The sequence below is a fragment of the Paracoccus sp. J39 genome (assembly GCF_000518925.1).
GTDB lineage: Bacteria > Pseudomonadota > Alphaproteobacteria > Rhodobacterales > Rhodobacteraceae > Paracoccus.
Genome location: NZ_JAEN01000005.1, coordinates 195995 through 221917 on the forward strand (window position 1 = coordinate 195995; position 25923 = coordinate 221917).

The window sequence follows — 25923 nt, forward strand, 5'->3', positions numbered from 1 at the left end:
GTGCGCGAGGTTTCGACCGGCCGCGTCGTCATCGTGGGCGCCGGCCTGGGCGCGCTTTACGCGGCGCTGAAACTGGCGCCGCGCCCGGTGCTGATGATCTCGCCCGAGGTGCTGGGCCAGGGCGCAAGCTCGGCCTGGGCGCAGGGCGGGGTGGCGGCGGCCATGGACCCCACCGACAGCGCCGAGGCCCATGCCCGCGACACGCTCCGCGCCGGCGCCGGCACCGTCGATCCCGCCGTCGCGGCGCTGGTCACGGAGGAGGCGCGGGCGCATATCCTCGACCTGACCCGGCTCGGCACCCCTTTCGACCGCAGGCCGGATGGCGGCTATGTGCTGTCGCGCGAGGCGGCGCACAGCTTCGCCCGCGTCGTGCGGGTGCGCGGCGACCAGGCCGGGGCCGAGATCATGCGGGCGCTGGTCGCCTGCCTGCGCGAAGCCCCCTCGGTGCAGGTGCTGGAGGGCGTCATGGCCACCGGGCTGCGGGTCGAGGACGGCGGGGTCACGGGGGTCGAGGTGGCGCTTTCCGGCCCGCAAGGCTCGGCGCCGCTGCTGATCCGGGCGCCGGCGGTGCTGCTGGCGGGCGGCGGCTCGGGCGGGCTTTATGCGCTGACCACCAACCCGCCGCGCATCCGCGGCCAGGTGATCGGCATGGCGGCGCGGGCCGGAGCCGAGATTGCCGATGCGGAATTCGTGCAGTTCCATCCCACCGCCATCGATTGCGGCGAGGATCCGGCGCCGCTGGCGACCGAGGCGCTGCGGGGCGAGGGCGCGCATCTGGTCAACCGGCTGGGCGAACGCTTCATGCTGGCGGTGCATCCCGATGCCGAACTGGCGCCGCGCGACGTGGTGGCGCGTGCGATCTATGCGCAAAGCCAGGCCGGGCTGCGGCCGATGCTGGACACCCGCGCCTGCCTGGGCGACCGCATCCTGACCGAGTTTCCGGCCGTGGCGGGGGCCTGCGCGCGGGCGGGGATCGACCCGACGCGCGAGCCGATCCCGGTGGCGGCGGCCGCGCATTACCACATGGGCGGCGTGGCGGTGGACAGCGACGGCAGCGCCAGCCTCGACCGGCTCTGGGTCTGCGGCGAGGCGAGTTCGACCGGGCTGCACGGCGCCAACCGGTTGGCCTCGAACGGGCTTCTGGAGGCGCTGGTCTATGCCCGCCGCTGCGCGCTGTCCATCGAGGCGCGGCTGGGCCCGGCGCAGGGCGCGGACCCGGTGTCGCTGCCCGACCTGCCGCCCGGCCCGGTGCCCGACCCGGCGCTGGTCGCCCGCCTGCGCCGCGCCATGACCGAGGGCGCGGGGGTCTTGCGCGATGCCGGGGGCCTGACCCGCTGCCTGCGCGAGATCGCCGCCATCGAGGCGGCGCAGCCCGATTGCCCGGCGCTGCTGAACATGACCGCCACCGCCACGCTGATCGCCGCCGCGGCGCTGATGCGGCAAGAAAGCCGCGGCGCGCATTGCCGCACCGATTTCCCGCAGACCCTGCCCGAAGGCCGCCGCTCGCGCCTGACGCTGGCGCAGGCGCTGGCCCTGCGCGCCTCGCTTGAACCGGAGACGACATGACCGAGATGCCCCCGCTGCCCGACCTGGTGCTGGAGCCGCTGCTGCGCGCCGCGCTGACCGAGGATCTGGGCACCTATGGCGACATCACCACCCGCACGGTGATCCCGGCCGGCACCCGTTACCGGGCGCGGATCGTGGCGCGCGAGGCGGGCGTGGCCTCGGGGATGCAGCTGGCCGGCATCGCCTTTCGCCTGATCGACCCCGCGCTGGACTGGCGGCCCCAGCGTCCCGACGGCAGCCGTTTCCAGCCCGGCGACACGCTGGCCGAGATCGAGGGCGAGGCGGCCTCGATCCTTTCGGCCGAACGGGTGGCGCTGAACTTCGCCGGCCGGCTGTCCGGCATCGCCACCCAGACGGCGGCATTCGTGGCCGAGACGGCGGGAACGAAGGCGCGCATCACCTGCACCCGCAAGACCACCCCCGGCCTGCGGCTGGTCGAGAAGCAGGCGGTGCTGCATGGCGGCGGCTTCAACCACCGCTTCAGCCTGTCGGACGCGATCCTGATCAAGGACAATCACATCGCCGCGGCGGGCGGCATCCGGCCGGTCCTGCAAGCCGTGAAGGCCTGCGCCTCGCATATGATGCGGGTCGAGATCGAGGTGGACCGCCTCGACCAGCTCGCCGAGGTGCTGGAGGAGGGCGGCGCCGATATCGTGCTGCTGGACAACATGGAGACGGCGGACCTGCGCGAGGCGGTGGCGATGACCGCGGGCCGCGTGGTGCTGGAAGCCTCGGGCAACATGCGACTCGGCCGCGTGGCCGAGGTGGCGGCGACGGGGGTGGACTACATCTCGGTCGGGGCGCTGACCCATTCCGCCCGCACGCTGGATCTGGGGCTGGATTTCTGACCAAAATTCCGGCAGGCCGCGAATTCCGAACCTGTTCAGCAGCGTGAAGCCGATATCTCGAAAATGACCGGTCGCGGCCGGGTTTTTCGGCGCCCCGCCCGGCCGGGGCGTTTCTGCCATGTTCCGCCGAAAATCGGTTAACGCTAACATTTTCCCTTGCACGGCTTGCAGTCTGTCGTGCTTTAAGCAGAGTCGAGGGAAAGCCCCGGATTTCCTTGCGGGCGCGATGACTGGACAGGGGAAAGCATGGCCAAGGACGAGATGCCCAAGAGCGATTTCCGCGACGCGATGCTGTGGCACCTGACCTATACGCTGGGCAAGGACCCGGATCACGCGCAGCTTTTCGACTGGCGGCTGGCGCTGAGCCATGCGGTGCGCGACCGTATCGTGGACCGCTGGATGGCGTCGACCCGCGCCACCTATCGCGCCGATGCCAAGCGGGTCTATTACCTGTCGATGGAATTCCTGATCGGCCGGCTGCTTCAGGACAATATCGTCAACCTGCAACTGGCCGACGAGGCGCAGGCGGCGATCGAAAGCTTCGGCCTCGCCTATTCCGACGTGCTGCTGGACGAGCCCGACGCGGCGCTCGGCAATGGCGGGCTGGGGCGGCTGGCAGCCTGCTTCATGGAGTCGCTCGCCACGCTGGGCTGCCCGGCCTATGGCTACGGCATCCGCTACGAACACGGGCTGTTCCGCCAGAGCTTCGCCGAGGGGCGGCAGGTGGAAGCGCCCGAGGACTGGCTGGAACAGCCCTTCGTCTGGCAGTTCGAACGCCCCGAGGCGCGCTTCACCCTGGGCTTCGGCGGCCGGGTCGCGACCCGCGACGGCCGCGCGGTCTGGGAGCCCGAGAATTTCGTGCAGGCCGAGACCTATGACACGCCGGTCATCGGCTGGCGCGGGGCCTGGGCCAATACGCTGCGGCTCTGGGCCGGGCGGGCGGTGGATCCCTTCGACCTGGACCGCTTCAACGCCGGCGACTTCACCGCGGCCGCCGAGGCCGAGGCGCTGGCGCGCACCATCTCGCGCGTGCTCTATCCCGAGGATTCGACCGAAGCAGGCAAGCGGCTGCGGCTGACGCAGGAATATTTCTTCTCGGCCGCCTCGATCCGTGACATCCTGCGCCGCTTCGAGGCCGATCACGCCGACCTGCGCCTGCTGCCGCAGAAGGTGGCGATCCAGATGAACGACACCCATCCGGCCGTCGCCGCGCCGGAACTGCTGCGCATCCTGCATGACGAACGCGGCCTGCCCTTCGACGAGGCGCTGGCGATTACCCGCGGCTGCGTGAACTACACCAACCACACGCTGCTGCCCGAGGCGCTGGAAAGCTGGGGCGAGGGGCTGTTTTCGGACCTGCTGCCGCGCCACCTGCAGATCATCGACCGCATCGACGCTGAGGATGCACGCGAACATTCCGACCGCCGCAACACGGCGCGCGGCGATGGCAAGGTGCGGATGGGCGAGCTGTCCTTCATCCTGTCGAACCGCGTCAACGGCGTCTCGGCCCTGCATACCGGGTTGATGAAGACCACGGTCTTTGCCGACCAGCACCGCATCTGGCCCGACCGCATCGTGAACCAGACCAACGGCGTCACCCCAAGGCGCTGGCTGCTGGGCTGCAATCCGCGCCTGTCGCGGCTGATCACCCAGACCATCGGCGACGGCTGGGTGGGCGATCTGGAGCAGTTGCAGGCGCTGGAACCCCATGCCGCCGATGCCGGCTGGCTGGAGGAATTCGCCGCCGTGAAGGCCGCCAACAAGGCCGACCTGTGCGACTGGATCACCCGCGAACATGGCGTGACGCTGAATCCGCAGGCGCTGTTCGACGTGCAGATCAAGCGCATCCACGAATACAAGCGCCAGCATCTGAACATCCTCGAAGCCATCGCGCTGTGGCAGGAGATGCGCGAGAACCCCTCGGCCGACTGGACGGCGCGGGTCAAGATCTTCGGCGGCAAGGCGGCGCCCGGCTACTTCTTCGCCAAGGACATCATCCGGCTGATCAACGACGTGGCCGCCGTCATCAATGCCGATCCGGCCACGAACGGGAAGCTGCAGGTGATCTACCTGCCGAATTACAACGTCACCCTGGCCGAGCGGCTGATTCCGGCCGCCGACCTCTCCGAACAGATTTCCACCGCCGGCAAGGAGGCGTCGGGCACCGGCAACATGAAATTCGCCCTGAACGGCGCGCCGACCATCGGCACGCTCGACGGCGCCAATGTCGAGATCCGCGAGCGCGTGGGGGCCGAGAACTTCTTCCTGTTCGGCCTGACCGCCGAAGAGGCCGAGGCCCGCCGCGCCGTCCCCGATCATGCCGCGAAGGCGGTCGCCGGCGACCCGCGCCTGCCCCGCGCCGTCGAGGCGATCCGCAGCGGCGCCTTCAGCGCGGGCGAGCCCGACCGCTATGCGAATATCGTCGAGAACCTGACGCGGGCGGATTATTTCCTCGTCGCCTCGGATTTCGCCGATTACTGGCGGGCGCAGCGCGAGGTCGATTTCGCCTATGCCAACCGCACGGAATGGACGCGCATGGCGGCGCTGAACGTGGCACGCTCGGGCTGGTTCTCGTCGGATCGCACCATCCGCGGCTACATGCAGGACATCTGGAACGCGCAAAGCCTGCTCGGGCAGGAGTGATGCCGCAAGGGGGAACCATGGCGCAGATCGACCCGAAAGACGTCGCCGACCCCGCGGTGCTGGACCGCGTCGTCGCGGGGCGCTTCGACGATCCCTTCGCGGTCCTTGGCCCGCATCTGCGGGACCGCGTCCGCCATGTCACCGCCTTCGATCCCGGCGCGCAGGAGATGGCGGCCGTCGTAGGCGGCAAGGCGCATCCGCTGGCGCCGGTCGAGGGCTATCCCGGTCTGTTCCACGGCAAGGTGCCGGGCGCGAAGCCCTATCTGTTGCGGGGCCGCCGCGACGGTGAGGAATGGCTGGTCGAGGACGCCTATCGCTTCGGCCCGGTCCTGGGCGAGCTTGACGAACACCTGCTGGGCGAGGGGCGGCACCAGCGGCTCTGGCAGGCGCTCGGCGCGCATGTGATCGAACAGCAGGGCACGCGCGGCACGCATTTCGCGGTCTGGGCGCCCAATGCCCGCCGCGTTTCGCTGATCGGGGATTTCAACGCCTGGGACGGCCGCCGCCATGTCATGCGCCGGCGCGGCGCGACCGGCGTGTGGGAGATCTTCATGCCCGGCCTGGGCGAGGACACGGCCTATAAATACGAGATCCTCGGCGCCTATGGCGGGCTGGCGCAAAAGGCCGATCCGGTCGGCTTCGGCGCCCAGCATCCGCCGGCCACCGCCTCGGTGGTGCGCGACATCGCGGGCTATGGCTGGTCGGATGGCGGCTGGATGGGCACGCGGGCCGAGGCGCAGCGCATCGACCGCCCGATCTCGATCTACGAGGTGCATCTGGGCAGCTGGCGCAGGAAGGACGGCGGCCGGCCGATCTCCTACCGCGAGGCGGCGGTGGAGCTGGTCGATTACGCCCGCGACATGGGCTTTACCCATATCGAGCTGTTGCCGGTCAGCGAATATCCCTTCGACGGCTCATGGGGCTATCAGCCGGTCGGGCTGTTTGCGCCGACGATCCGCTTCGGCCCGCCGCACGAATTCCGCGACCTGGTGAACGCGGCGCACAAGGCGGGGCTGGGGGTGATCCTGGACTGGGTGCCGGGCCATTTCCCGACCGATCCGCATGGGCTGGTGCAGTTCGACGGCACCGCGCTTTACGAACATGCCGACCCGCGCGAGGGTTTTCATCAGGACTGGAACACCCTGATCTATAATTACGGCCGGGCCGAGGTGATGAACTACCTGACCTCGAACGCACTTTATTGGCTTCGGGAATATCACCTCGACGGGCTGCGGGTGGATGCGGTGGCCTCGATGCTCTATCGCGATTATTCCCGCGCCGAGGGGCAATGGATCCCCAACAAGGACGGCGGGCGCGAGAATTACGAAGCCATCGCCATGCTGCAGGAGATGAACCGCCTGACCTATGGCGAGGAACCGGGCATCATGACCGTGGCCGAGGAATCGACCAGCTACCCCAAGGTCTCGCGGCCGGTGCATGAAGGGGGCCTGGGCTTCGGCTTCAAGTGGAACATGGGCTGGATGAACGACACGCTGGATTACATCAAGCGCGAGCCGATCCATCGCAAGCACCATCACCACCAGATGACCTTCGGCCTGCATTACGCCTTTTCCGAGAATTTCATCCTGCCGATCAGCCATGACGAGGTGGTGCACGGCAAGGGCTCGATGCTGACCAGGATGCCCGGCAGCGAATGGGAGAAATTCGCCAACCTGCGCGCCTATTACGGCTTCATGTGGGGCCATCCGGGCAAGAAGCTGCTGTTCATGGGCCAGGAGTTCGCCCAAGGCTCGGAATGGAACCACGATGCCGAGATCGACTGGGCCTGCATCGGCAACCCGCTGCATTACGGCATGCAATTGCTGGTGCGCGACCTGAACGCCATCTATCGCGCAACGCCCGCGCTTTACGCGAAGGATTGCGACGGCGCCGGCTTCCAGTGGATCGAGGCCAATGACGCGGCCCATTCCATCTATGCCTGGATCCGGCGCGGCGGCCCGGGCGATCCCGAGGTGGTGGTGGTCTGCAACTTCACCCCGGTCGAGCGCAGCGGCTGGCGCATGGGCTTTCCGCAGGCGGGCCGGTGGCGAGAGGTGCTGAACACCGATGCCGAGGTCTATGGCGGGGCCGGGCGCGGCAATCTGGGCCGCGTCGCCGCCCTGCCGGGCGAGAGCCATGGCCAGCCCGCCCATGCCGACCTGGTGCTGCCGCCGCTTTCGACGCTGATCTTCGTGAAGGACGATACGGTGTAACCATCCCGCGCGCAGGCGCCGGGTAAAGAGGGAGGGGATAGAGATGGCCCAGCGTGAGGAAAGGCTTTCCAGACGATCCATGGCCTTCATTCTGGCCGGCGGCCGCGGTTCGCGCCTGCGCGAGCTGACCGACAAGCGGGTCAAGCCCGCGGTCTATTTCGGCGGCAAGTCGCGGATCATCGACTTCGCGCTGTCGAACGCGCTGAACTCGGGCATCCGCAAGATGGCGCTGGCCACGCAATACAAGGCCCACAGCCTGATCCGCCATGTCCAGCGCGGCTGGAACTTCTTCCGCGCCGAACGCAACGAATTCCTCGACATCCTGCCCGCGTCCCAGCGTTACGACGAATCGATGTGGTATCGCGGCACGGCGGATGCGGTGGCGCAGAACATCGACATCATCGACAGCTATGGCGTGGACTATGTGCTGATCCTGGCCGGCGACCATATCTACAAGATGGATTACGAGCTGATGATCCGCCACCATGTCGAGGCGGGCGCGGACGTAACCATCGGCTGCCTGACCGTGCCGCGGGCCGAGGCCTCGGCCTTCGGCGTCATGGCGGTGGACGGCAAGGACGTCATCACCAGCTTCCTGGAAAAGCCCAAGGACCCGCCCGGCACGCCCGACGACCCGGATGTGACGCTGGCCTCGATGGGCATCTACGTGTTCCGCTGGGACTTCCTGCGCGACCTCTTGATCCGCGACATGCAGGACGACAATTCCAGCCACGATTTCGGCAACGACCTGATCCCGCAGATCGTCAGGAACGGCAAGGCGCAGGCGCATCGCTTTGCCGACAGCTGCGTGCGTGCGCCCGAGGATCCGGTCTATTGGCGCGACGTGGGCACGGTCGACGCCTTCTGGCGGGCGAATATCGACCTGACCGACTTCAACCCCGACCTGAACCTCTGGGACCGCGACTGGCCGATCTGGACCTATTCCGAGCTGGTGCCGCCCGCCAAGTTCATCCATGACGAGCCGGATCGCCGCGGCAGCGCCGTCAGCTCGCTGATCTCGGGCGGCTGCATCATCTCGGGCAGCGAGATCCGCGAGTCGCTGTTGTTCACCCAGGTCCATACCAATTCCTATTCCAGCCTGGAACGCGCGGTGGTGCTGCCTTACGCCAATGTTGCCCGACACGCGCGTTTGACCAATGTGGTCATTGACCGCGCCGTCAGAATCCCCGAAGGGCTCGTGGTCGGCGAGGACCCCGACGAGGACGCGAAATGGTTCCGCGTCTCGGAAGGCGGCGTCACGCTGATCACGCAGGACATGCTGGATCGAAGGGAAGCGTCTTTATGAGGGTTCTGTCCGTCGCCTCGGAATGCGTGCCGCTGGTCAAGACCGGGGGCCTTGCCGACGTGGCGGGTGCGCTGCCGGCGGCGCTGGCCGGGCACGGGGTCGGGATGCGGGTGCTGCTGCCCGGCTATCCGGCGGTGCTGGCCGCGCAGGCCAAGGCGCCGGTGCTGCGCGAGATCCCCGAGCTGTTCGGCGGCCCGGCCTGCATCCGGCGCGGCGCGCTGGGGGATGCGGTGCTTTACATCCTCGATGCGCCGCATCTTTTCGACCGGCAGGGCGGCATCTATCTGGGGCCGGACGGCCGCGACTGGCCCGACAATCCGCAGCGTTTCGCCGCGCTTTGCAAGGCCGCCGCCCTGATCGCCGCCGAGGGGGTCGAGGACTGGCGCCCGCAGGTGCTGCACCTGCACGACTGGCAGGCGGGGCTGGCCCCTGTCTATCTGCGCCAGGCCGGAATACGCGACGTCAGGACGCTGCTGACCATCCACAACATCGCCTTTCAGGGCCTCGCGCCGGCGCATATGCTCTCGGCGCTGCAACTGCCGGCGCATCTCTTCAACCCGCGCGGCTTCGAATACTGGGGCCGGATCTCGGCGCTGAAGGCGGGGATCGTCTTTGCCGACAAGGTCTCGACCGTCAGCCCGACCTATGCCGAAGAGCTGATGACCCCGGAATTCGGCATGGGGATGGAGGGCGTGCTGGCCGACCGCGCCGGCGATTTCACCGGCATCCTGAACGGCATCGATCTGGACGCCTGGAAGCCGCCCTATGCCACGCCCGAAGGCAAGGCGCCGCATCGCGCGGCGCTGCGCAAGGAATTCGGCCTGCCCGAGGCCGAGGGGCCGCTTTGCGTGGTCGTCTCGCGCCTGACCGGGCAGAAGGGGCTGGACCTGCTGATCGAGGCGCTGCCGGCGCTGCTGGAAAACGGCGGCCAGCTTGCGGTGCTGGGCTCGGGCGACCCCGGGCTGGAAGCGGCGTTTTCGCAGGCCGCCGCCCGCCATCCCGGCGTTGCGCTGCGGCTGGGCTATGACGAGCCGCTGTCGCGCCGCATGATCGCCGGCGGCGACGCCATCCTGGTGCCCTCGCGCTTCGAGCCTTGCGGGCTGACGCAGCTTTACGGGCTGCGCTTCGGCACCCTGCCGCTGGTGGCGCTGACCGGCGGGCTGGCCGATACCGTCATCAACGCCTCGGCGGCGGGGCTGGCTGCGGGCGTGGCAACCGGGGTGCAATTCCACCCGGTCGATGCCCGGGCGCTGTCCCGGGCGCTGTCGCGGCTCTGCGCGCTCTGGCGCCAGCCTGCCGTGTGGCAGCGCATGATGTGCAATGCCATGGCGCAACCGGTCGGCTGGGACGCTTCCGCCCGCGCCTATGCCGATCTGTTCGGGGCGATGGCCGCCTGATGACCCAGCTGCGCATCCTCGAGGGCCGGGCGGAACCGCTGGGCGCCACCTTCGACGGCGAGGGCGTAAACTTCGCCGTGTTCTCGGAACATGCGCGGCGGGTGACGCTGTGCCTGTTTTCGCCCGACGGCCGGGCCGAGACGCACCGGCTGGACCTGCCGGAACGCGACGGCGACGTCTGGCACGGCTATGTCCCCGGCCTGCGCCCCGGCCAGCTTTACGGGCTGCGCGCCGACGGCCCCTATGCGCCGGCCGAGGGGCACCGCTTCAACTATCACAAGCTGCTTCTCGACCCCTATGCCAAGCGGCTGACCCGGCATCCGGTCTGGCACGACGCGCTGATGGGCTATACGGTCGGCGCGCCCGAGGGCGACCTGAGCTTCGACAAGCGCGACAGCGCCCGCTTCATGCCGCGCTGCGTGGTCGAGGACCCGTCCTTCGCCTGGGGCCCCGACCAGCCGCCGCACCGCGACATTGCCGAGACGGTGATCTACGAAGCCCATGTCAAGGGCCTGACGCAGCTGCACCCGGACGTGCCGCATCGCGGCACATTCCTGGGCCTCGCCTCGGACCCGGTGCTCGATCACCTGCAATCCCTGGGCATCACCGCGCTGGAGCTGCTGCCGGCGCAGGCCTTCCTGAACGACCGTTTCCTGCTGGAAAAGGGGCTGGTGAACTATTGGGGCTACCAGACGCTCGGCTTCTTCGCCCCCGATCCGCGCTATCTGGCCAAGGACCAGATCGCCGAATTCCAGCACATGGTCGCCCGCATGCATGCCGCCGGCATCGAGGTGATCATGGACGTGGTCTACAACCACACCGGCGAGGGCAACGAGCTTGGCCCGACGCTGAGCTTCCGCGGCCTCGACAATCGCAGCTATTACCGGCTGCAAGAGGATCCGCGCTATTACATCAACGACACCGGCACCGGCAACACGCTGAACGTCAACCACCCGATGGTGCTGCGCATGGTCATGGATTCCTTGCGCTATTGGGTCGAGGTCATGCATGTGGACGGCTTCCGCTTCGACCTTTGCGCCACGCTGGGCCGGCGGGTGCGGGGCGGCTTCGACCGCAGCGCCTCGTTCTTCGATGCGATCCGGCAGGACCCGGTATTGACGCGGGTGAAGCTGATCGCCGAGCCCTGGGACATCGGCCCCGGCGGCTATCAGCTGGGCGGCTTCCCGCCGCCCTTCCTGGAATGGAACGACAAGTATCGCGACGGCATCCGCCGCTTCTGGCGCGGCGACGCCCGGCAGGTGCCGGAACTGGCCGACCGCATGGCGGGTTCCGCCCGGCAGTTCGATCATTCCGGCCGGCCGGCCACGGCTTCGGTGAACTTCCTGACCGCGCATGACGGCTTCACGCTGATGGACGTGGTCAGCTATTCCGAAAAACACAATGCCGCCAATGGCGAGGAGAACCGCGACGGCCATTCCGAGAATTTCTCGGACAACATGGGCGCCGAGGGGTCCAGCGACGACCCCGCGATCCTGGACGCCCGCGCGCGGCGACGCCGCAACCTGCTGGCGACGCTGCTTTTGTCGCAGGGCACGCCGATGCTGCTGGCCGGGGACGAGCTGGGCAATTCGCAGGCCGGCAACAACAACGCCTATTGCCAGGACAACGAGATCGGCTGGGTGCAATGGCAGGGCGCCGACCCGGCCTTCCTGGACTTCACCCGCCGGCTGATCGCCTTTCGCCGCGCCCATCCGATCCTGCGGCAGAAACGCTTCCTTCATTCGCGCCCGCGACTGACCGACGGGCTGCCCGACCTGTTCTGGCTGCGCCCGGACGGCGCGCAGATGACCCCGGCCGATTGGGGCAACCCCGAGCTGCGCGTGCTTTGTGCCGAGCTGCGCATGGCCGCCGGCACCCCCGACTATGCGCAGCGCGAGGAGGCGCTGTTTCTGGTCTTCAACAACGGCGCCCCGCTGGATGTGGTGCTGCCCGAGCGCCCCGAGGGCTGGCGCTGGCGGCTGCACCTGGATACCAGCCGCCCCGACCTGGCCCCGCATGTGGTCGAGGCCGAGCGGCTGGCGGTGGACGGCCAGTCCGTGCTCGCCTTCGATCTGGAGCGCGAGGATGACTGATCCGCGCCTGACCCTGGCCGGGCGCATGGGCGTGCTGCCGGGCTTTCACGACCTTGCCGGGCAATGGCGCGAGACCTCGGTCGAGACGGCGGTGGCGCTGCTTGCCGCCATGGGCCTTGCCGTGCCCACCGCGGCCGAGGCGCAGGCGGCGCTGGACGACCATGCCGACCGCCTGCCGCAGGACGTGATCTGCGCCGCCGGTGCGCGCCCGGACCTGGCCGTCGGCGACTGGCGGCTGACCTTCGAGGATGGCACCGAGGCCGAGGGAAACGGCCAGCTGCCCGAGCTGCCGCTGGGCATCCACCGCCTGCGGGCCGGGGGCCGGGACTATACGCTGCTCGCCGCGCCGCCGCGCCTGCCGGGGCCGGCGCGCTGCTGGGGGCTGGTCGCACCGCTTTACGGCATTTCGGAAAGCGGGATCGGCAGCTATGCCGACCTTGCGGTGCTGGCCAAGGGGATGGGCCGGCAAGGGGCGGCATTTCTGGGCATCAACCCGGTCCATGCCGGCTTTCCGACCGAGCCGCAGCTTTTCAGCCCCTATACCCCCTCGCATCGCCGGCGGCTGAACGTGATCCACCTGCCCGGCGGCCCCGGCACCACCGGCCCGCGCATCGACTATGCCCGCGAGATCCCCGCCCGCAGGGCGGCGCTGCGGGCGGAATACGACGCCTTTCCCGGCGATCCCGGTTTCGACACCTGGCAGGCGGCGGAGGGCGAGGGCCTGCAACGCTTCGCCCTGCATCAGGCGCTCTCGGCCCGGCTGGGGGCCTTCTGGGGCGACTGGCCGGCGACCCTCGCCTCGCCCGACACGCCCGCCGCCATCGCCGCGCGGGCCGAACTCGCGGGCGAGATGCGCTTTCACGCCTGGCTGCAATGGCGGGCCGAGCGGGCCTTGGCGGCGGCCGGGCAGGCGGCGCGCGACGGCGGCATGGCGCATGGGCTCTATCTCGACCTCGCTGTCGGCACCCATCCCTTCGGCGCCGAAACCTGGGAGGATCGCGCGAGCTTCGCCTTCGGCGCCTCGCTCGGCGCGCCGCCCGACGCCTTCGCGCCGCAGGGGCAGAACTGGTCGCTGGCACCCTTCAACCCCTTGGGCCTGCGCGCCCAAGCCTATGCGCCGCTGGCCGAGACCCTGCGCCGCCAGTTGCAATTCGCCGGCGTGCTGCGCATCGACCACATCCTGGGCTTCGAGCGCGCCTATTGGGTGCCGGCCGCCGCGCCCGGCGCCTATGTCGCCATGCCGCGCGACGCCATGCTGGCCGTGGCCCGGATCGAGGCGGCGCGCGCCGGCAATGCGGTGATCGTCGGCGAGGATCTGGGCAACATCCCCGACGGCCTGCGCGAGGCGCTGGCGGTTTCCGGCATCCTCGGCTGCCGCGTGGCGATGTTCGAGCGCGACGGCTGGCATCCGCCCGCCTTCCGCCCGGCCGAATCCTATGACCGGGACGCCATCGCCAGCTTCTCGACCCACGACCTGCCGACCTGGCGCGGCTGGCGGCAGGGCGCCGACGTCGATGCCCGCGCCCGCATCGCCGGGCAGGAAACCGCCGCCGGGCAGCAAGAACGCGCCGAGGAGGTCGCCGCCTTCGACCGGCTGCTGCCCGATCCCGGTATCGATGCGCTGCACGGCTTCCTGGCCCGCACGCCGTCGCGTCTGGTGGCGGTGCAGGCGGAACCGCTGCTCGACAGGGCCGACCAGCCGAACCTGCCCGGCACGGTCGGCGAATATCCGAACTGGCAACTGCGCCTGCCGGTGGCGGCCGGGGATTTCCCGGCATTGCCCTCGGTCGCGCGGACTGCCAGCATCATGCGCGACCACGAACGCTAAGGAGAGGTCAATGACCGTTCACACCGTCCCGACCAAGCCCATCGCGGGGCAAAAGCCCGGCACCTCGGGCCTGCGCAAGAAGACCCCGGTCTTCATGCAGCCGCATTACCTGGAAAACTTCGTGCAGGCGATCTGGAACGGCACCGGCGGCGCCGCGGGCAAGACCTATGTGCTGGGCGGCGACGGGCGCTATTTCGGCGACCGCGCCGCGCAGGTCATCCTGCGCATGGCGGCGGCCAGCGGCGCGAAGAAGGTGATCGTCGGGCAGGGCGCGCTGCTTTCCACCCCCGCCGCCTCGCACCTGATCCGGCTGCGCGGGGCGGATGGCGGCATCATCATGTCCGCCAGCCACAATCCCGGCGGCCCGACCGAGGATTTCGGCGTCAAATACAATATCGGCAATGGCGGCCCGGCCCCCGAGCCGGTGACCGAGGCGATCTTCGGGGCCACCAAGACCCTGACCGAATACCGTATCCTCGACGCGCAGGACGTCGACCTGTCCCGGCCGGGCATCACGACCCTGGGCGGCATGGAGATCGAGGTCGTCGATCCCGTCGCCGACTATGCCGAGCTGATGCGCTCGATCTTCGATTTCGCCAAGATCCGCGCGCTGTTCGCGGACGGCTTCCGCATCCGCTTCGACGCCATGCACGCGGTGACCGGCCCCTATGCCAGGGCGATCCTGGAAGGCGAGCTGGGCGCGCCCGCGGGCTCGGTGGTGAATGCCGTCCCGAAGCCCGATTTCGGCGGCGGCCATCCCGATCCGAACCCGATCTGGGCCAAGGAGCTGATGGACGCGATGTTCGGTCCCGACGCGCCGGATTTCGGCGCCGCCTCGGATGGCGACGGCGACCGCAACATGATCGTCGGCCGCAACTGCTATGTCACGCCCTCGGACAGCCTTGCGGTGCTGGCGGCGAATGCGACGCTGGTCCCGGCCTATGCCGGGGGCCTCAAGGGCGTGGCGCGGTCCATGCCGACCTCGCGGGCGCTGGACCGGGTGGCGGAAAGCCTGGGCGTGGCCTGCTACGAGACGCCGACCGGCTGGAAGTTCTTCGGCAACCTGCTCGACGCCGGCAAGGCGACGCTCTGCGGCGAGGAAAGCGCCGGCACCGGCTCGGACCATGTGCGGGAAAAGGACGGGCTTTGGGCGGTGCTGTTCTGGCTGAACCTGCTGGCCGAGCGCCGGCAGTCGGTGGCCGAGATCATGCAGGACCACTGGACGCAATACGGCCGCAACTATTATTCCCGCCACGATTACGAGGCGGTGGATGCCGGCGCCGCCGGCGAGCTGATGGCGGCGCTGCGCGCGCGCCTGGCCGATCTGCCCGGCCAGTCCGCCGCCGGGCTGCGCATCGAGGCGGCGGACGAGTTCGCCTATGACGACCCGGTGGACGGCTCGCGCACCGAAGGCCAGGGCCTGCGCATCCTGACCGAGGGCGGCGGGCGCATCGTGCTGCGGCTCTCGGGCACCGGGACGGAGGGCGCGACGCTGCGCGTCTACCTGGAGCGGGTCGAGACCGACCCGGCCCGGATGCAGGACGAGCCGCAGGGCGCGCTGGCCGGCATCATCGCCGCCGCCGACGAGATCGCCGGCATCCGCGAGCGCACCGGCCGCACCCAGCCCGACGTCATCACCTGACCGGGCGGTGCCTTCGGCCCGGGTCGAAACGCCGAAACGGCCTTGTCGGAAATGCGGCGGCGGGATCAGCCCGCCGCCAGTTCGTCCCAGCAGGCCAGCGCGTGGCCGGCATACATCATGCCCGGCCCGCCGCTCATCTGGATCGCCATGGCCAGCACCTCGGCCAGTTCCTCGCGGCTGGCGCCGGCCTTCATCAACGCCTCGACATGGAACAGGATGCAGGGCTCGCAACGCTGCACGACGGCCATGCCGAGCGCGATCATCTCCTTTGTCCTGAGGTCCAGCGCGCCGCCGTCATGCACCGCCTTCGACAGCACGCCGAATCCCTGCATCGCCTCGGGGATGGCCCTGTTCATCACCCGCAACTCGCCCCGCATTCCGTCGATCTTGGTCTTGTAGCTCATGGATCGCCCTCCTTTTCCGGCAGGCCCGTGCTAGCCCGGCCGGAAGCGGCGTGGCTTGATCCAGATCAAGATATATGCGAATTTACGCAAGTAAGATGGAGTCAGACGCGGCGACCGCGCACCCAGGTCTCGCGCATCACCGGGGTGTCGTCCATCATCGCGAAGCGGATCAGGTCGGCGCGCAGCCCCGGCGCGATCCGGCCGCGATCCACCAGCCCCGCCGCCTGGGCCGGATTGGCGGTGACCGTCGCCATGGCGCGCGGCAGGTCGTCCCAGATCCGCGCCAGGATCAGCGCCCCGGCCAGCAGGGCCGAGGGCACGTAATCCGAGCTGAGGATATCCAGATGCCCGGCCCGCGCCAGATCGGCGGCCGAGACATTGCCGGAATGGCTGCCGCCGCGGATCAGGTTCGGCGCCCCCATCATCACCATGATGCCATGGGCGTGACAGGCTGTCGCCGCCTCGGGCGTGGTCGGGAACTCGGCCAGACGCACGCCGTGGCCGGCCGAGACCGCTACATGTTCGGCGGTGGTGTCGTCATGGCTGGCCAGCACCGCGCCCAGCCGATGCGCGATCTCGACCGCCGCCGCCTCATGCGCATCGCCGAACCGGGTGCGCAGGGCCTTCAGCCGGGCGACGTGATCGGCGAATTCCGCGTCGGAAAGCTTGTATTTCCCCTGCACGTATTGCGCGAGCTTGGCGATGTCGCGGAACTGGCGCTGGCCCGGGGTGTGGTCCATCAGGCTGATGATCCCGACCCGGTCTTCGGGGCCGAACTCGTCCAGCTCGGCCAGCAGGGTCTGCGAGCAGACCTCGGCGCGCAGATGCAGGAAATGGCTGATGCGCAGCACGCCGCGGGCGCGGATGGCGGCCAGTTCATGCGCCAGCTCGCGGGCATATTTGTCGTAATCCTCGTCCGGCCCCTCGCTCGGGATCGAGCCCACGCGCATGGCGTCGAAGACGGTGGTGATGCCGCAGCCCGCCAGTTCCGCGTCATGCGCCAGGATGGCGCCGGCATGGGGCCAGTTCACGCCCGGGCGCGGGCGCATGTGGCGCTCGAGATTGTCGGTATGCAGCTCGACCATGCCGGGGGCGAGGAAGTCGCCGCCCATGTCCAGGGCGCCGGCGGGGACGGCCGCGCCCGGCAGGATCTCGGCGACGGCGCCGTCCTCGATCACCACGGCCCCGGGAGTCACGGTCTCGGGCAGGATCAGGCGGGCATTGGCGAGGATGGTTCGGGTCATCTGCGGACTTTCGGGTTTCGGCAGGCAAGGGGTGGCCGATCGCGGCGCCGTGGTCAAGCGCGGCGGGGGCGGCGGGGGCTCTGCCCCCACGCCGGGCCGACCCCTCGACGGGGCCGGCCCGGCATTCCCCCGGGGTATTTGGAAAACAGAGAAGATGCGGAAAGGCTCAGCCGCAGAGCGCGTCCACCCAGGCCGGCACCATCTCGGTCGCGGGGCCGGTGCGGTGCTCGGCGAAATCGCCTGCGACGGCCGAGGCGGCCAGGTTCAGTTCCACCGTGCGGGCGCCGGCGCGGCGGGCGTGCTGCGCGAGCCCGGCAGCCGGATAGACCTGGCCGGAGGTGCCGATGGCGGCGAAGATCTCGGCCTGTTCGACCGCCGCCCAGATCCGCTCCATGTGATAGGGAATCTCGCCGAACCAGACGATGTCGGGCCGGGTCAGCGCCTTGCCGCAGCCGGGGCAGGGGTCCAGCGCCCGCATCACCAGCGCCGCCGGCCAGCGATGCCCGCAGCCGGCGCAGAGCGCGCCCAGCAGGCTGCCATGCATGTGGATCACTTCGGGCGAGCCGCCGCGTTCGTGCAAATCGTCGACGTTCTGGGTGACCAGCGTGACCTGGTGATGCTGCGCCAGCCGGGCCAGCGCGCGATGCGCGGCATTGGGCTGGGCGCGGGCGGCATCGGCGCGGCGCATGTTGTAGAAGCGATGCACCAGCACGGGGTCGCGCCGGAAGCCCTCGGGTGTGGCCACATCCTCGATGCGATGCGCTTCCCACAGGCCGTCCGTGGCGCGGAAGGTGCGGATCCCGCTTTCGGCCGAGATGCCGGCCCCGGTCAGGACGGTGATCCGCATCGGCGCCTCAGTTCGAGCAATAGGCCTCGGCCGTGGCGGCGAAATTCTTGTAGCGCGCCCAGAAGGCGTTGTCGGCGTCGCTTTTCGACATCCGCACCTCTTGCGCCGCATCGGCGTCGCGGAAGAAGCGGGCGGCGCGGCGCTGGTCGGCGCGCGACAGCGTCTGGTCGGCGACCTGCTGGATGCAGCGGCAAGCCTGGCCGTTGCGGGCGCCGCGTTCGGAACGCACGCAGGCGGAATCGATCGGACCGGCGACGGCGAGCGGCGCGGTCAGCACCACCGCCGCGGCGGCGATCATCACTCGGTTGAACATCTCTGTCTCCTCGGCTCATGCCGCGGCGGCGGGGCTGGGCACCCTCTTTCGGCCGCGGATCTTATCCGGGAAAGCTTAGCAGAAGCCGCATTGCCTCTCAATTGCGGCAGGCACGCCGGGCCGTGCCAAGGATGGCGGCTGCGGCCGCCGGGACCGCAAGATATGCCGTCAGGCGGGCTGTGGAGTATAGCCCGCCTCGCGAATCACCTGCTCGGCGCGGGCGGCATCCAGCCCCTCGACCGCGACGCTGCGCGAAGGCAGGTCGCAGGCGGCCCGGCCCCCCGCCTCGGCCACCGCCTTTTCGATGGCGGTGGTGCAATGGCCGCAGCTCATATCCTCGACGCGGAATTTCATCGGTTCATCCCCTTGCCCGCCCGGACTTTCACTTGCCCGGGAACCAGCCTATGATCGCGTCGCGGCGCCGCGGGCGCAACTCCCCCTCATGAGGCTGCGACCGATGGTCACCGAAAACTTCCGTGGCGCGATCCTGATGGTCGTCTCGATGGTGCTCTTCGCCTTCGAGGACATGTTCATCAAGCTGCTTGCGGCCGAACTGCCCTATGCGCAGGTGCTGGGCCTGATCGGGCTGCTGGGCTTTCTCGCCTTCGGCGCCATGCTGAAGCTCAAGGGCGGGCGGCTGTTCACCCGCGACCTGATCCGCCCCATCGTGCTGTTCCGCGGGTTGATGGAGGCGGTGGGCTCGATCGGCATCGTCGTGGCGCTGGCGCTGACGGAACTCTCATCGACCTCGGCGATCATGCAGGCGCTGCCCCTGGCCATCGTGCTGGGCGCGGCGCTGTTTCTGGGCGAGCCGGTCGGCTGGCGGCGCTGGAGCGCGATCATCGCCGGCTTCCTCGGCGTGCTGCTGGTGATCCGGCCGGGGCTGGCGGGGTTCCAGCCGGTGTCGCTGATGGCGCTGCTGGCGGTGCTGGGGCTGGCGGCACGCGACATCGCCACCCGCCGCGTGCCGGCGCATATCCATTCCGACCAGCTCGCCGCCTCGGCCTTCTTCGCCATCCTGATCGCCTCGGTGCTGATGGGGCTGGTGCTGGGGCAGGACTTCGTCATGCCGAGCCTGCGGCAATGGCTGCTGTTCCTGGCCTGCATCACCGTCGGCGTCGGGGGTTATGCGCTGCTGGTGGCCGCCACCCGGCTGGGCGAGGCCTCGGCGCTCGCCCCCTATCGCTATGCGCGGCTGGTCTTCGCCCTGATCCTCGCCTTCCTGGTCTTTGGCGAGCGTCCGGATGCGCCGACGCTGACCGGCGCCGCGATCATCGTCGCCTCGGGCTGCTACACCATGTGGCGCGAGGCCGCGTTGCGCCGCCGCCGGCTGCGCGAGGCCGGTTTCGTCACCGCCGCATGAACCCTCTTTCCGCAACGCCAAAGCCCTAGTATAGCCCGGCCATGACCGACCTTGACCTCATCCGCAATTTCTCGATCGTGGCCCATATCGACCACGGCAAATCCACCCTGGCCGACCGGCTGATCCAACTGACGGGCACGGTCGCCGAACGCGACATGAAGGCCCAGCTGCTCGACAGCATGGATATCGAGCGCGAGCGGGGCATCACCATCAAGGCCAACACCGTGCGCATCGAATATCCGGCGAAGGACGGGCGCACCTATGTGCTGAACCTGATCGATACCCCCGGCCATGTGGACTTCGCCTATGAGGTCAGCCGAAGCATGCGCGCGGTCGAGGGCAGCCTGCTGGTGGTGGATGCGACGCAGGGGGTCGAGGCGCAGACGCTGGCCAATGTCTATCAGGCCATCGATGCCGGGCACGAGATCGTGCCGGTGCTGAACAAGATCGACCTGCCCGCCGCCGAGCCCGACCGCGTCAAGGAGCAGATCGAGGACGTGATCGGCATCGATGCCCATGACGCCATCGAGATCTCGGCCAAGACCGGGCTGGGCATCCCCGACGTGCTTGAGGCCATCGTCACCCGCCTGCCGGCCCCCAAGGGCGACCGCGACGCGCCGCTGAAGGCGATGCTGGTCGATTCGTGGTATGACCCCTATCTGGGCGTCGTGGTGATGATCCGGGTCATGGACGGGGTGATCCGCAAGGGCGACCGCATCCGCATGATGCAGACCAATGCCGTCTACGGCATCGACAAGCTCGCCGTGCTGCGTCCGCAGATGCAGGACATCGCCGAGCTTGGCCCGGGCGAGATCGGCGTGCTGACCGCCTCGATCAAGCAGGTGCGCGACACCCGCGTCGGCGACACCATCACGCATGAGCGCAAGGGCACCGATAAGCCGCTGCCGGGTTTCAAGCCCGCCCAGCCGGTGGTGTTCTGCGGCCTCTTCCCGGTCGATGCCAACGACTTCGAGGCGTTGCGCGACGCCATCGAGAAGCTGGCCCTGAACGACGCCAGCTTCAGCTACGAGATGGAGACCTCGGCCGCGCTCGGCTTCGGCTTCCGCTGCGGCTTCCTGGGCTTGCTGCACCTGGAAGTGATCCGCGACCGGCTGGAGCGCGAATACGACCTGGACCTGATTACCACCGCGCCCTCGGTGGTGTTCCGGCTGCACATGCGCGACGGCGAGGTGCGCGAGCTGCACAACCCCGCCGACATGCCCGACCTGACTTATGTCGACCATATCGAGGAGCCGCGCATCAAGGCCACGATCATGGTGCCGGACGAATACCTGGGCGACGTGCTCAAGCTCTGCCAGGACCGGCGCGGCATCCAGATGGACCTGACCTATGCCGGCAACCGCGCCATGGTGGTCTATGACCTGCCGCTGGCCGAGGTGGTGTTCGACTTCTACGACCGGTTGAAATCCGTGACCAAGGGCTATGCCAGCTTCGACTACCAGATCAGCGAATACCGCGAGGATTATCTGGTGAAGATGTCGATTCTGGTGAACGATGAGCCGGTGGACGCGCTGTCGATCATGGTGCATCGCGACCGCGCCGAATCGCGCGGCCGGGCGATGGTGGAAAAGCTCAAGGAGCTGATCCCGCGGCACATGTTCAAGATCCCGATCCAGGCGGCCATCGGCAGCCGCGTCATCGCGCGCGAGACGCTGTCGGCGATGCGCAAGGACGTGACCGCGAAATGCTACGGCGGCGACGCGACCCGCAAGAAGAAGCTGCTGGAGAAACAGAAGGCCGGCAAGAAGAAGATGCGCCAGTTCGGCAAGGTCGAGATCCCGCAGACCGCCTTCATCCAGGCGCTGAAGATGGACGGCTGAGAAGACAAGGCCGCGTCCCCCTCTCTCTCGACCAGGCTGCAAGGCCATGCCCCCCGCTATGCCTCTTGCCGTCATGCTCCGGGCCTTCGCGACCTGACACCATCGTCCCGGTCGCCGGTCTTGGCCTCTCCTGCCGCTCGCGGCAGCTCGGGACCGCCGGGCACACCGTTCATCCGCTGCGGCGTGGCGGTCTGCGCAGCCTTGGCCTTGGCGCGCCGGGTGCTGCGGGGCGCCGTCTTCCCATCGCCGCGAGGGCGGCCCGTTCGGCGTCCCAGCCTGCTGCGCCTCGATATCCCCGCCATGGCTCGTGACCTCGCGCGGCGGCGCTGAAAGGGGATCTCGATCCCGGCCGGCCGGAAGCGCGGTTGGACACCCTGGCCTTGCCCGGAAGGGGCCGGCCATCGTCGGCCGATGCCGCAAACCGGCCGGCGTTGGCCGCATGGCCGCCGCCGCGCCTGCCCGGCTTCGCAGCACCGCCCGCCAGCGTTTTCGCGGCGGCGATATCCTGGGTCAGTAGGGCGCGGGTGCCGCTGTCACTGGCGGCGGCGCATAGGGGTCCTGTCCCATCTGCACCTGGCTGTTGGCGGCCTGCTCGCTCAGCAGTTGCCCGGCGGTCTGCATGTCGCGCCCCGCGCCCTGCATGGTTTCGCAGCCTGCGACCGCCATCCCTGCCATCAGCAAACCGATCGTCAGAATCCGACGCATTTTTTGTTCCTTTCTTGCTGCTCGTTTCTGCGCGAAGCCTAAACCAGCCAAGAACCCCCTCAAGCCAGAGCGCGGCGTCCCCCGCCGCAATCGGCAAGGAATGACCCGCCCGCAGCGGGGTTTCCGGCGGATCCCGGCCGATGCCCGGCTCGGTGCCGCCTGCCGGACCGGGCCGGTCGCAGGAAAAAGGTCGCGGATTGATGCAAATCAAAGGCGGCATCGCCGGATCATGCTTTGAATCGGCAGCCGACAGGAGAATCTGCATGGATCTGAATGCCCGCAAGGCCACTCTCGCCGCGCGCCGCGAGGCCATCGTCGCCGATCTTGCCCGCATCCGGGACGAGCTCGACGCCCCGCTGCCGCAGGAGTGGGGAGAGGCCGCCGTCGAGCAGGAGGATGACGAGGTCCTTCAAGCCCTTGGCAATGCCGAACAGGTCGAGTTGCGCCGGATCGACGCCGCCCTTCGCCGCATGGAAGAGGGCGAATACGGGTTCTGCACGCGCTGCGGCGACACCGTCCAGCCGGCAAGGCTGGACCTGCTGCCCGATACGCCGTTCTGCGCCGGCTGCGCGCCGCGGGGTTAAGGCCGCGATCACATGCCGGATTGGGCCTCGTGGCTTTCCCGCGTGATCACCTGCCCTGCGCTCTGAATGTCGCGTCCCGCCCCCTGCACCGTCTGGCAGGCGGCCAGAGCAAGCAGGGCAAGCACAGGCGCCGCATGAAGGATTCGTTGCATATTCAATCTCCTGCCAGGGTTTGCTTTCCGGTTATAACGCCCGCGACCGAAGCCGGTTCCGGCGGGCGTTAACGGCCTCTTAACCGCGGGCTGCTAGACAGGCGGCATGCGTATGATTCTGATGCTTGTCCTGTTCCTTTCGGCCTGCGCCTCGCCGGCACCGCAATTCCTGGGCGCCACGCGGCACGACATCACGCTGGACGGGATCCGCTTCGCCGTGTTTCACGACGGCCCCCAGGCAGAGGTGATCCGGCTGGGCTATCTGACGCGCCGCGAACGCGCGCCGGTGCCGGCGCTCATGGTGATCGCGGCCGAGCGCACGACCGGCTGCACGGCGATCCCGAACAGCCTGCGCAGCCGCATTCCCGGCGATACCGGCGAGGCGCGGCTGTCGCTGCGCTGTCCCGGCGGCTGAACCTGCACCGGGGGCGCTGCGGCCCGGTCAGTCCAGAAATTCCGCGACCGCCTCGGCAATCTCGGCCGGGCGGTCGGCATGGAGCCAATGCCCGGCGCCGGGAATGACGCGGATCTCGGCCTGCGGGAAATGCTCGCGGATCGCCTGGACCTGCGGCGCCCGGCAATAGTCCGACTCCGCGCCGGCAAGGAACAGGGCCGGACCGGTAAAGCTGCCCTTGGGAACGTCGGGCCAGCCGGTCAGCCGGGGCATCTGGTCGCGCAGCGCGGGCAGGTTGAACTTCCAGCGCGGCGGATCGGCCTTCAGGTCCAGAGATTGCAGCAGAAAGGCGCGCACGCCCGGATCGGCGATCCGTTCGGCCAGCCGCGCATCGGCTTCGGAGCGCAGGCGCAGGCCGGTCAGGTCCACCGCTTCCATCGCATCGATATGGTCGCTCTGGCTGTGGCCATAGGCAAAGGGCGCGATGTCCAGGACCACCAGGCGGCGCAGCAGCTCCGGGCGGGTCAGCGCCAGCATCATCGCGGCCTTGCCCCCCATCGAATGGCCCAGGACGTCCGCCTGGCCGCCCTGCGCGGCGATCACCTCGGCCAGGTCGCCCGCCAGGGCGGGATAGCCGTGATCGGGGTCGTGGAAGCTGTCGCCATGGTTGCGCATGTCGACCGAGATCACCCGCCGGGTCTCGGCCAGCCGGCGGGCGAGGCCGCCCAGATTGCGCCCCGAACCGAACAGCCCATGTGCCAGCAGCACCGGCGGCCGATCCGAATCTGTTCCTGTGACGGTCGTGTTCAGCATCATGGCCCGCAACCTAACGGCACTGGCGAAGCGGCGCCAGAGGCGTTAGCCTTGCCGAAAAACGGGATTGGTGGGGGCGATGGGCATCGAGAGGATCCGGCCGATGGCCGACGAGGTGGCCAGCCTGATGGCGGCGCGGTTCGGCGGCCTGCGGCGCGGCCAGCAGGCCGATCTGGAAAGCATGCTGCGCAAGCGCGGCGGGGCGCTGCCGCGGCGCCTGCGGCGCGAGGCGCGCTTCATGGCCGAGGCCGACCGCATGGCAGGCCAGCCGAAGCTGGCGCGGCAGGTCGATTTCGAGCGGCTGGCGCGGGCGCACAGGGCGCTGACGGGCTATCTGCGGCCGCTGGGGCAGGGATCGCGGCTGCAGGGCGGCGCGCTCTCCCTGGCGTCCAGCGTTCTTTTCGGGCTGCTGCTTTTGGCCTGCGTTGCGCTGTGGATCATGGTGCGGCGCGGGCTGGTCTGAGCCTGCGCCGCGGCGGGCTCACATGCCGCTGTAAAGCGGGAAGCGCGCGCAAAGCGCCTCGACCTCGGCCTTGACGCGGGCCTCGACCTCGGCATTGCCCGCCTCGCCATGCGCGGCCAGCCCGTCCACCACCTCGACGATCCAGCGGGCGATCTGGCGGAACTCCTCCTCCTTGAAGCCCCGCGTGGTGCCGGCCGGGGCGCCCAGACGGATGCCCGAGGTCACGAAGGGCTTCTCGGGATCGAAGGGCACGCCGTTCTTGTTGCAGGTGATATGGGCGCGGCCCAGGGCCGCCTCGGTCGCCTTGCCGGTCACGCCCTTGGGGCGCAGGTCCGCCAGGCACAGGTGGTTGTCGGTGCCGCCCGAGACGATGTCGATGCCGCCGCGCATCAGCTCGTCCGCCATGGCGCGGGCATTGGCGACGACCTGCGCGGCATAGTCCCTGAACTCGGGGCGCAGCGCCTCGCCGAAGGCCACCGCCTTGGCGGCGATCACATGCATCAGCGGGCCGCCCTGCAGGCCGGGGAACACGGCCGAGTTGATCTTCTTGGCGATCTCGGCATCGTTGGTCAGCACCATGCCGCCGCGCGGGCCGCGCAGCGATTTATGCGTGGTCGTGGTCACCACATGGGCATGCGGCAGCGGCGAGGGATGCTGGCCGCCCGCCACCAGCCCGGCGATATGGGCCATGTCGACCATCAGCCAGGCGCCCACCTCGTCGGCGATCTTGCGGAATTCGGCCCAGTCCCAGATCCGCGAATAGGCGGTGCCGCCGGCCAGGATCAGCCTGGGCTTCGTCTCATGGGCCTTTTTGCGGATCTCCTCCATGTCCAGCAGCTGGTCCTGCTGGCGCACGCCGTAGCTGACGACGTTGAACCACTTGCCCGACATGTTGACCGGCGAGCCATGCGTCAGGTGGCCGCCCGAATTCAGGTCGAGCCCCATGAAGGTGTCGCCCGGCTGCAGCAGCGCCAGGAACACCGCCTGGTTCATCTGGCTGCCGCTGTTCGGCTGGACATTGGCGAAGCCGCAATCGAAGAGCTGCTTGGCGCGTTCGATGGCCAGCTCCTCGACCACGTCGACATATTGGCAGCCGCCGTAATAGCGCTTGCCGGGATAGCCTTCGGCATATTTGTTGGTCAGGACCGAGCCCTGCGCCTCAAGCACCGCCTTCGAAACGATGTTCTCGGACGCGATCAGCTCGATCTCGTCGCGCTGGCGGCCAAGCTCCTGGCGGATCGCCCCGAAAATGGCAGGGTCGCGG

23 protein-coding genes are annotated in these 25923 nt (G+C 69.1%); 14 read left to right on the forward strand and 9 right to left on the reverse strand.

What is annotated here, in order from left to right:
* The 9 genes from L632_RS0107280 (at position 1) to L632_RS0107320 (ending at position 15536) form a co-directional block, all read left to right on the forward strand.
* Positions 1–1566, forward strand: a complete 1566-nt coding sequence (locus L632_RS0107280; RefSeq protein ID WP_028713845.1) for an L-aspartate oxidase — start codon at positions 1–3, stop codon at positions 1564–1566.
* Entirely contained in the window at positions 1563–2414 is an 852-nt protein-coding gene (gene nadC / locus L632_RS0107285) for a carboxylating nicotinate-nucleotide diphosphorylase (RefSeq protein ID WP_028713844.1), read from the forward strand. The genes L632_RS0107280 and nadC overlap by 4 nt, the downstream gene beginning before the upstream one ends.
* A gap of 246 nt (positions 2415–2660) precedes the next feature.
* The gene (locus tag L632_RS0107290; protein ID WP_028716544.1) at positions 2661–5057 is read left to right on the forward strand and encodes a glycogen/starch/alpha-glucan phosphorylase; all 2397 of its coding nucleotides are present in this window, start codon (positions 2661–2663) and stop codon (positions 5055–5057) included.
* 17 nt (positions 5058–5074) lie between these two features.
* Complete coding sequence (glgB, locus tag L632_RS0107295) at positions 5075–7270, forward strand: 1,4-alpha-glucan branching protein GlgB (protein WP_028716545.1); 2196 nt, start codon at positions 5075–5077, stop codon at positions 7268–7270.
* 43 nt (positions 7271–7313) lie between these two features.
* Positions 7314–8576 carry a glucose-1-phosphate adenylyltransferase gene (glgC, locus tag L632_RS0107300; protein WP_084648067.1) on the forward strand — a complete coding sequence of 421 codons (1263 nt, stop codon included), beginning with the start codon at positions 7314–7316 and terminating at the stop codon, positions 8574–8576.
* Complete coding sequence (gene glgA / locus L632_RS0107305; protein ID WP_028716547.1) at positions 8573–9973, forward strand: glycogen synthase GlgA; 1401 nt, start codon at positions 8573–8575, stop codon at positions 9971–9973. The genes glgC and glgA overlap by 4 nt, the downstream gene beginning before the upstream one ends.
* Positions 9973–12066: a glycogen debranching protein GlgX gene (gene glgX / locus L632_RS0107310; RefSeq protein ID WP_028716548.1), complete on the forward strand. Its 2094-nt coding sequence runs from the start codon at positions 9973–9975 to the stop codon at positions 12064–12066. The genes glgA and glgX overlap by 1 nt, the downstream gene beginning before the upstream one ends.
* On the forward strand, positions 12059–13894 hold the full coding sequence (locus L632_RS0107315) for a 4-alpha-glucanotransferase (protein ID WP_028716549.1): 1836 nt from the start codon (positions 12059–12061) through the stop codon (positions 13892–13894). Before glgX ends, L632_RS0107315 begins: the two co-directional genes overlap by 8 nt.
* 10 nt (positions 13895–13904) lie before the next feature.
* On the forward strand, positions 13905–15536 hold the full coding sequence (locus L632_RS0107320) for an alpha-D-glucose phosphate-specific phosphoglucomutase (protein WP_028716550.1): 1632 nt from the start codon (positions 13905–13907) through the stop codon (positions 15534–15536).
* Between the two features lie 65 nt (positions 15537–15601).
* Here the strand turns inward: L632_RS0107320 and L632_RS0107325 are convergent, their stop codons facing one another.
* The 5 genes from L632_RS0107325 to L632_RS0107345 form a co-directional block, all read right to left on the reverse strand.
* Positions 15602–15940: a carboxymuconolactone decarboxylase family protein gene (locus tag L632_RS0107325; protein WP_028713836.1), complete on the reverse strand. Its 339-nt coding sequence runs from the start codon at positions 15938–15940 to the stop codon at positions 15602–15604.
* A gap of 101 nt (positions 15941–16041) precedes the next feature.
* Complete coding sequence (locus tag L632_RS0107330) at positions 16042–17184, reverse strand: alpha-D-ribose 1-methylphosphonate 5-triphosphate diphosphatase (RefSeq protein WP_028713835.1); 1143 nt, start codon at positions 17182–17184, stop codon at positions 16042–16044.
* Between the two features lie 166 nt (positions 17185–17350).
* A complete protein-coding gene (locus L632_RS0107335) occupies positions 17351–18031 on the reverse strand; it encodes an NAD-dependent deacylase (protein WP_028713834.1) in 681 nt (226 codons plus the stop codon).
* A gap of 7 nt (positions 18032–18038) precedes the next feature.
* A complete protein-coding gene (locus tag L632_RS0107340) occupies positions 18039–18344 on the reverse strand; it encodes a hypothetical protein (RefSeq protein WP_028713833.1) in 306 nt (101 codons plus the stop codon).
* Positions 18345–18512: 168 nt separating this feature from the next.
* Positions 18513–18698, reverse strand: a complete 186-nt coding sequence (locus L632_RS0107345) for a heavy-metal-associated domain-containing protein (RefSeq protein WP_028713832.1) — start codon at positions 18696–18698, stop codon at positions 18513–18515.
* Positions 18699–18801: 103 nt separating this feature from the next.
* Between L632_RS0107345 and L632_RS0107350 the strand changes: the two genes are divergently transcribed.
* Together L632_RS0107350 and lepA are read left to right on the forward strand one after the other, a co-directional pair.
* The gene (locus tag L632_RS0107350) at positions 18802–19707 is read left to right on the forward strand and encodes a DMT family transporter (RefSeq protein ID WP_036697533.1); all 906 of its coding nucleotides are present in this window, start codon (positions 18802–18804) and stop codon (positions 19705–19707) included.
* Between the two features lie 41 nt (positions 19708–19748).
* Positions 19749–21548: a translation elongation factor 4 gene (lepA, locus tag L632_RS0107355; RefSeq protein ID WP_028713830.1), complete on the forward strand. Its 1800-nt coding sequence runs from the start codon at positions 19749–19751 to the stop codon at positions 21546–21548.
* 510 nt (positions 21549–22058) lie between these two features.
* Here lepA and L632_RS23775 read toward each other — a convergent pair.
* Entirely contained in the window at positions 22059–22253 is a 195-nt protein-coding gene (locus L632_RS23775) for an entericidin A/B family lipoprotein (RefSeq protein ID WP_036714297.1), read from the reverse strand.
* Between the two features lie 263 nt (positions 22254–22516).
* On the opposite strand from L632_RS23775, the gene L632_RS0107365 reads away from it, so the two are divergent.
* Entirely contained in the window at positions 22517–22837 is a 321-nt protein-coding gene (locus tag L632_RS0107365; RefSeq protein ID WP_028713829.1) for a TraR/DksA C4-type zinc finger protein, read from the forward strand.
* A gap of 8 nt (positions 22838–22845) precedes the next feature.
* Here L632_RS0107365 and L632_RS0107370 read toward each other — a convergent pair whose 3' ends face one another.
* A complete protein-coding gene (locus L632_RS0107370; protein ID WP_028713828.1) occupies positions 22846–22989 on the reverse strand; it encodes an entericidin A/B family lipoprotein in 144 nt (47 codons plus the stop codon).
* Positions 22990–23101: 112 nt separating this feature from the next.
* Here L632_RS0107370 and L632_RS0107375 point away from each other — a divergent pair, with 112 nt between their 5' ends.
* Positions 23102–23404, forward strand: coding sequence for a hypothetical protein (locus tag L632_RS0107375; RefSeq protein WP_028713827.1), 303 nt, complete (start codon positions 23102–23104; stop codon positions 23402–23404).
* Between the two features lie 27 nt (positions 23405–23431).
* Here L632_RS0107375 and L632_RS0107380 read toward each other — a convergent pair whose 3' ends face one another.
* Complete coding sequence (locus tag L632_RS0107380) at positions 23432–24199, reverse strand: alpha/beta fold hydrolase (RefSeq protein WP_156933631.1); 768 nt, start codon at positions 24197–24199, stop codon at positions 23432–23434.
* Between the two features lie 100 nt (positions 24200–24299).
* Here L632_RS0107380 and L632_RS0107385 point away from each other — a divergent pair, with 100 nt between their 5' ends.
* The gene (locus L632_RS0107385; protein WP_230376230.1) at positions 24300–24659 is read left to right on the forward strand and encodes a hypothetical protein; all 360 of its coding nucleotides are present in this window, start codon (positions 24300–24302) and stop codon (positions 24657–24659) included.
* Between the two features lie 18 nt (positions 24660–24677).
* On the opposite strand, the gene glyA is transcribed toward L632_RS0107385, so the two are convergent.
* Positions 24678–25923: serine hydroxymethyltransferase (gene glyA, locus L632_RS0107390; protein ID WP_028713778.1), on the reverse strand; the 1246-nt coding region annotated here is incomplete at its 5' end.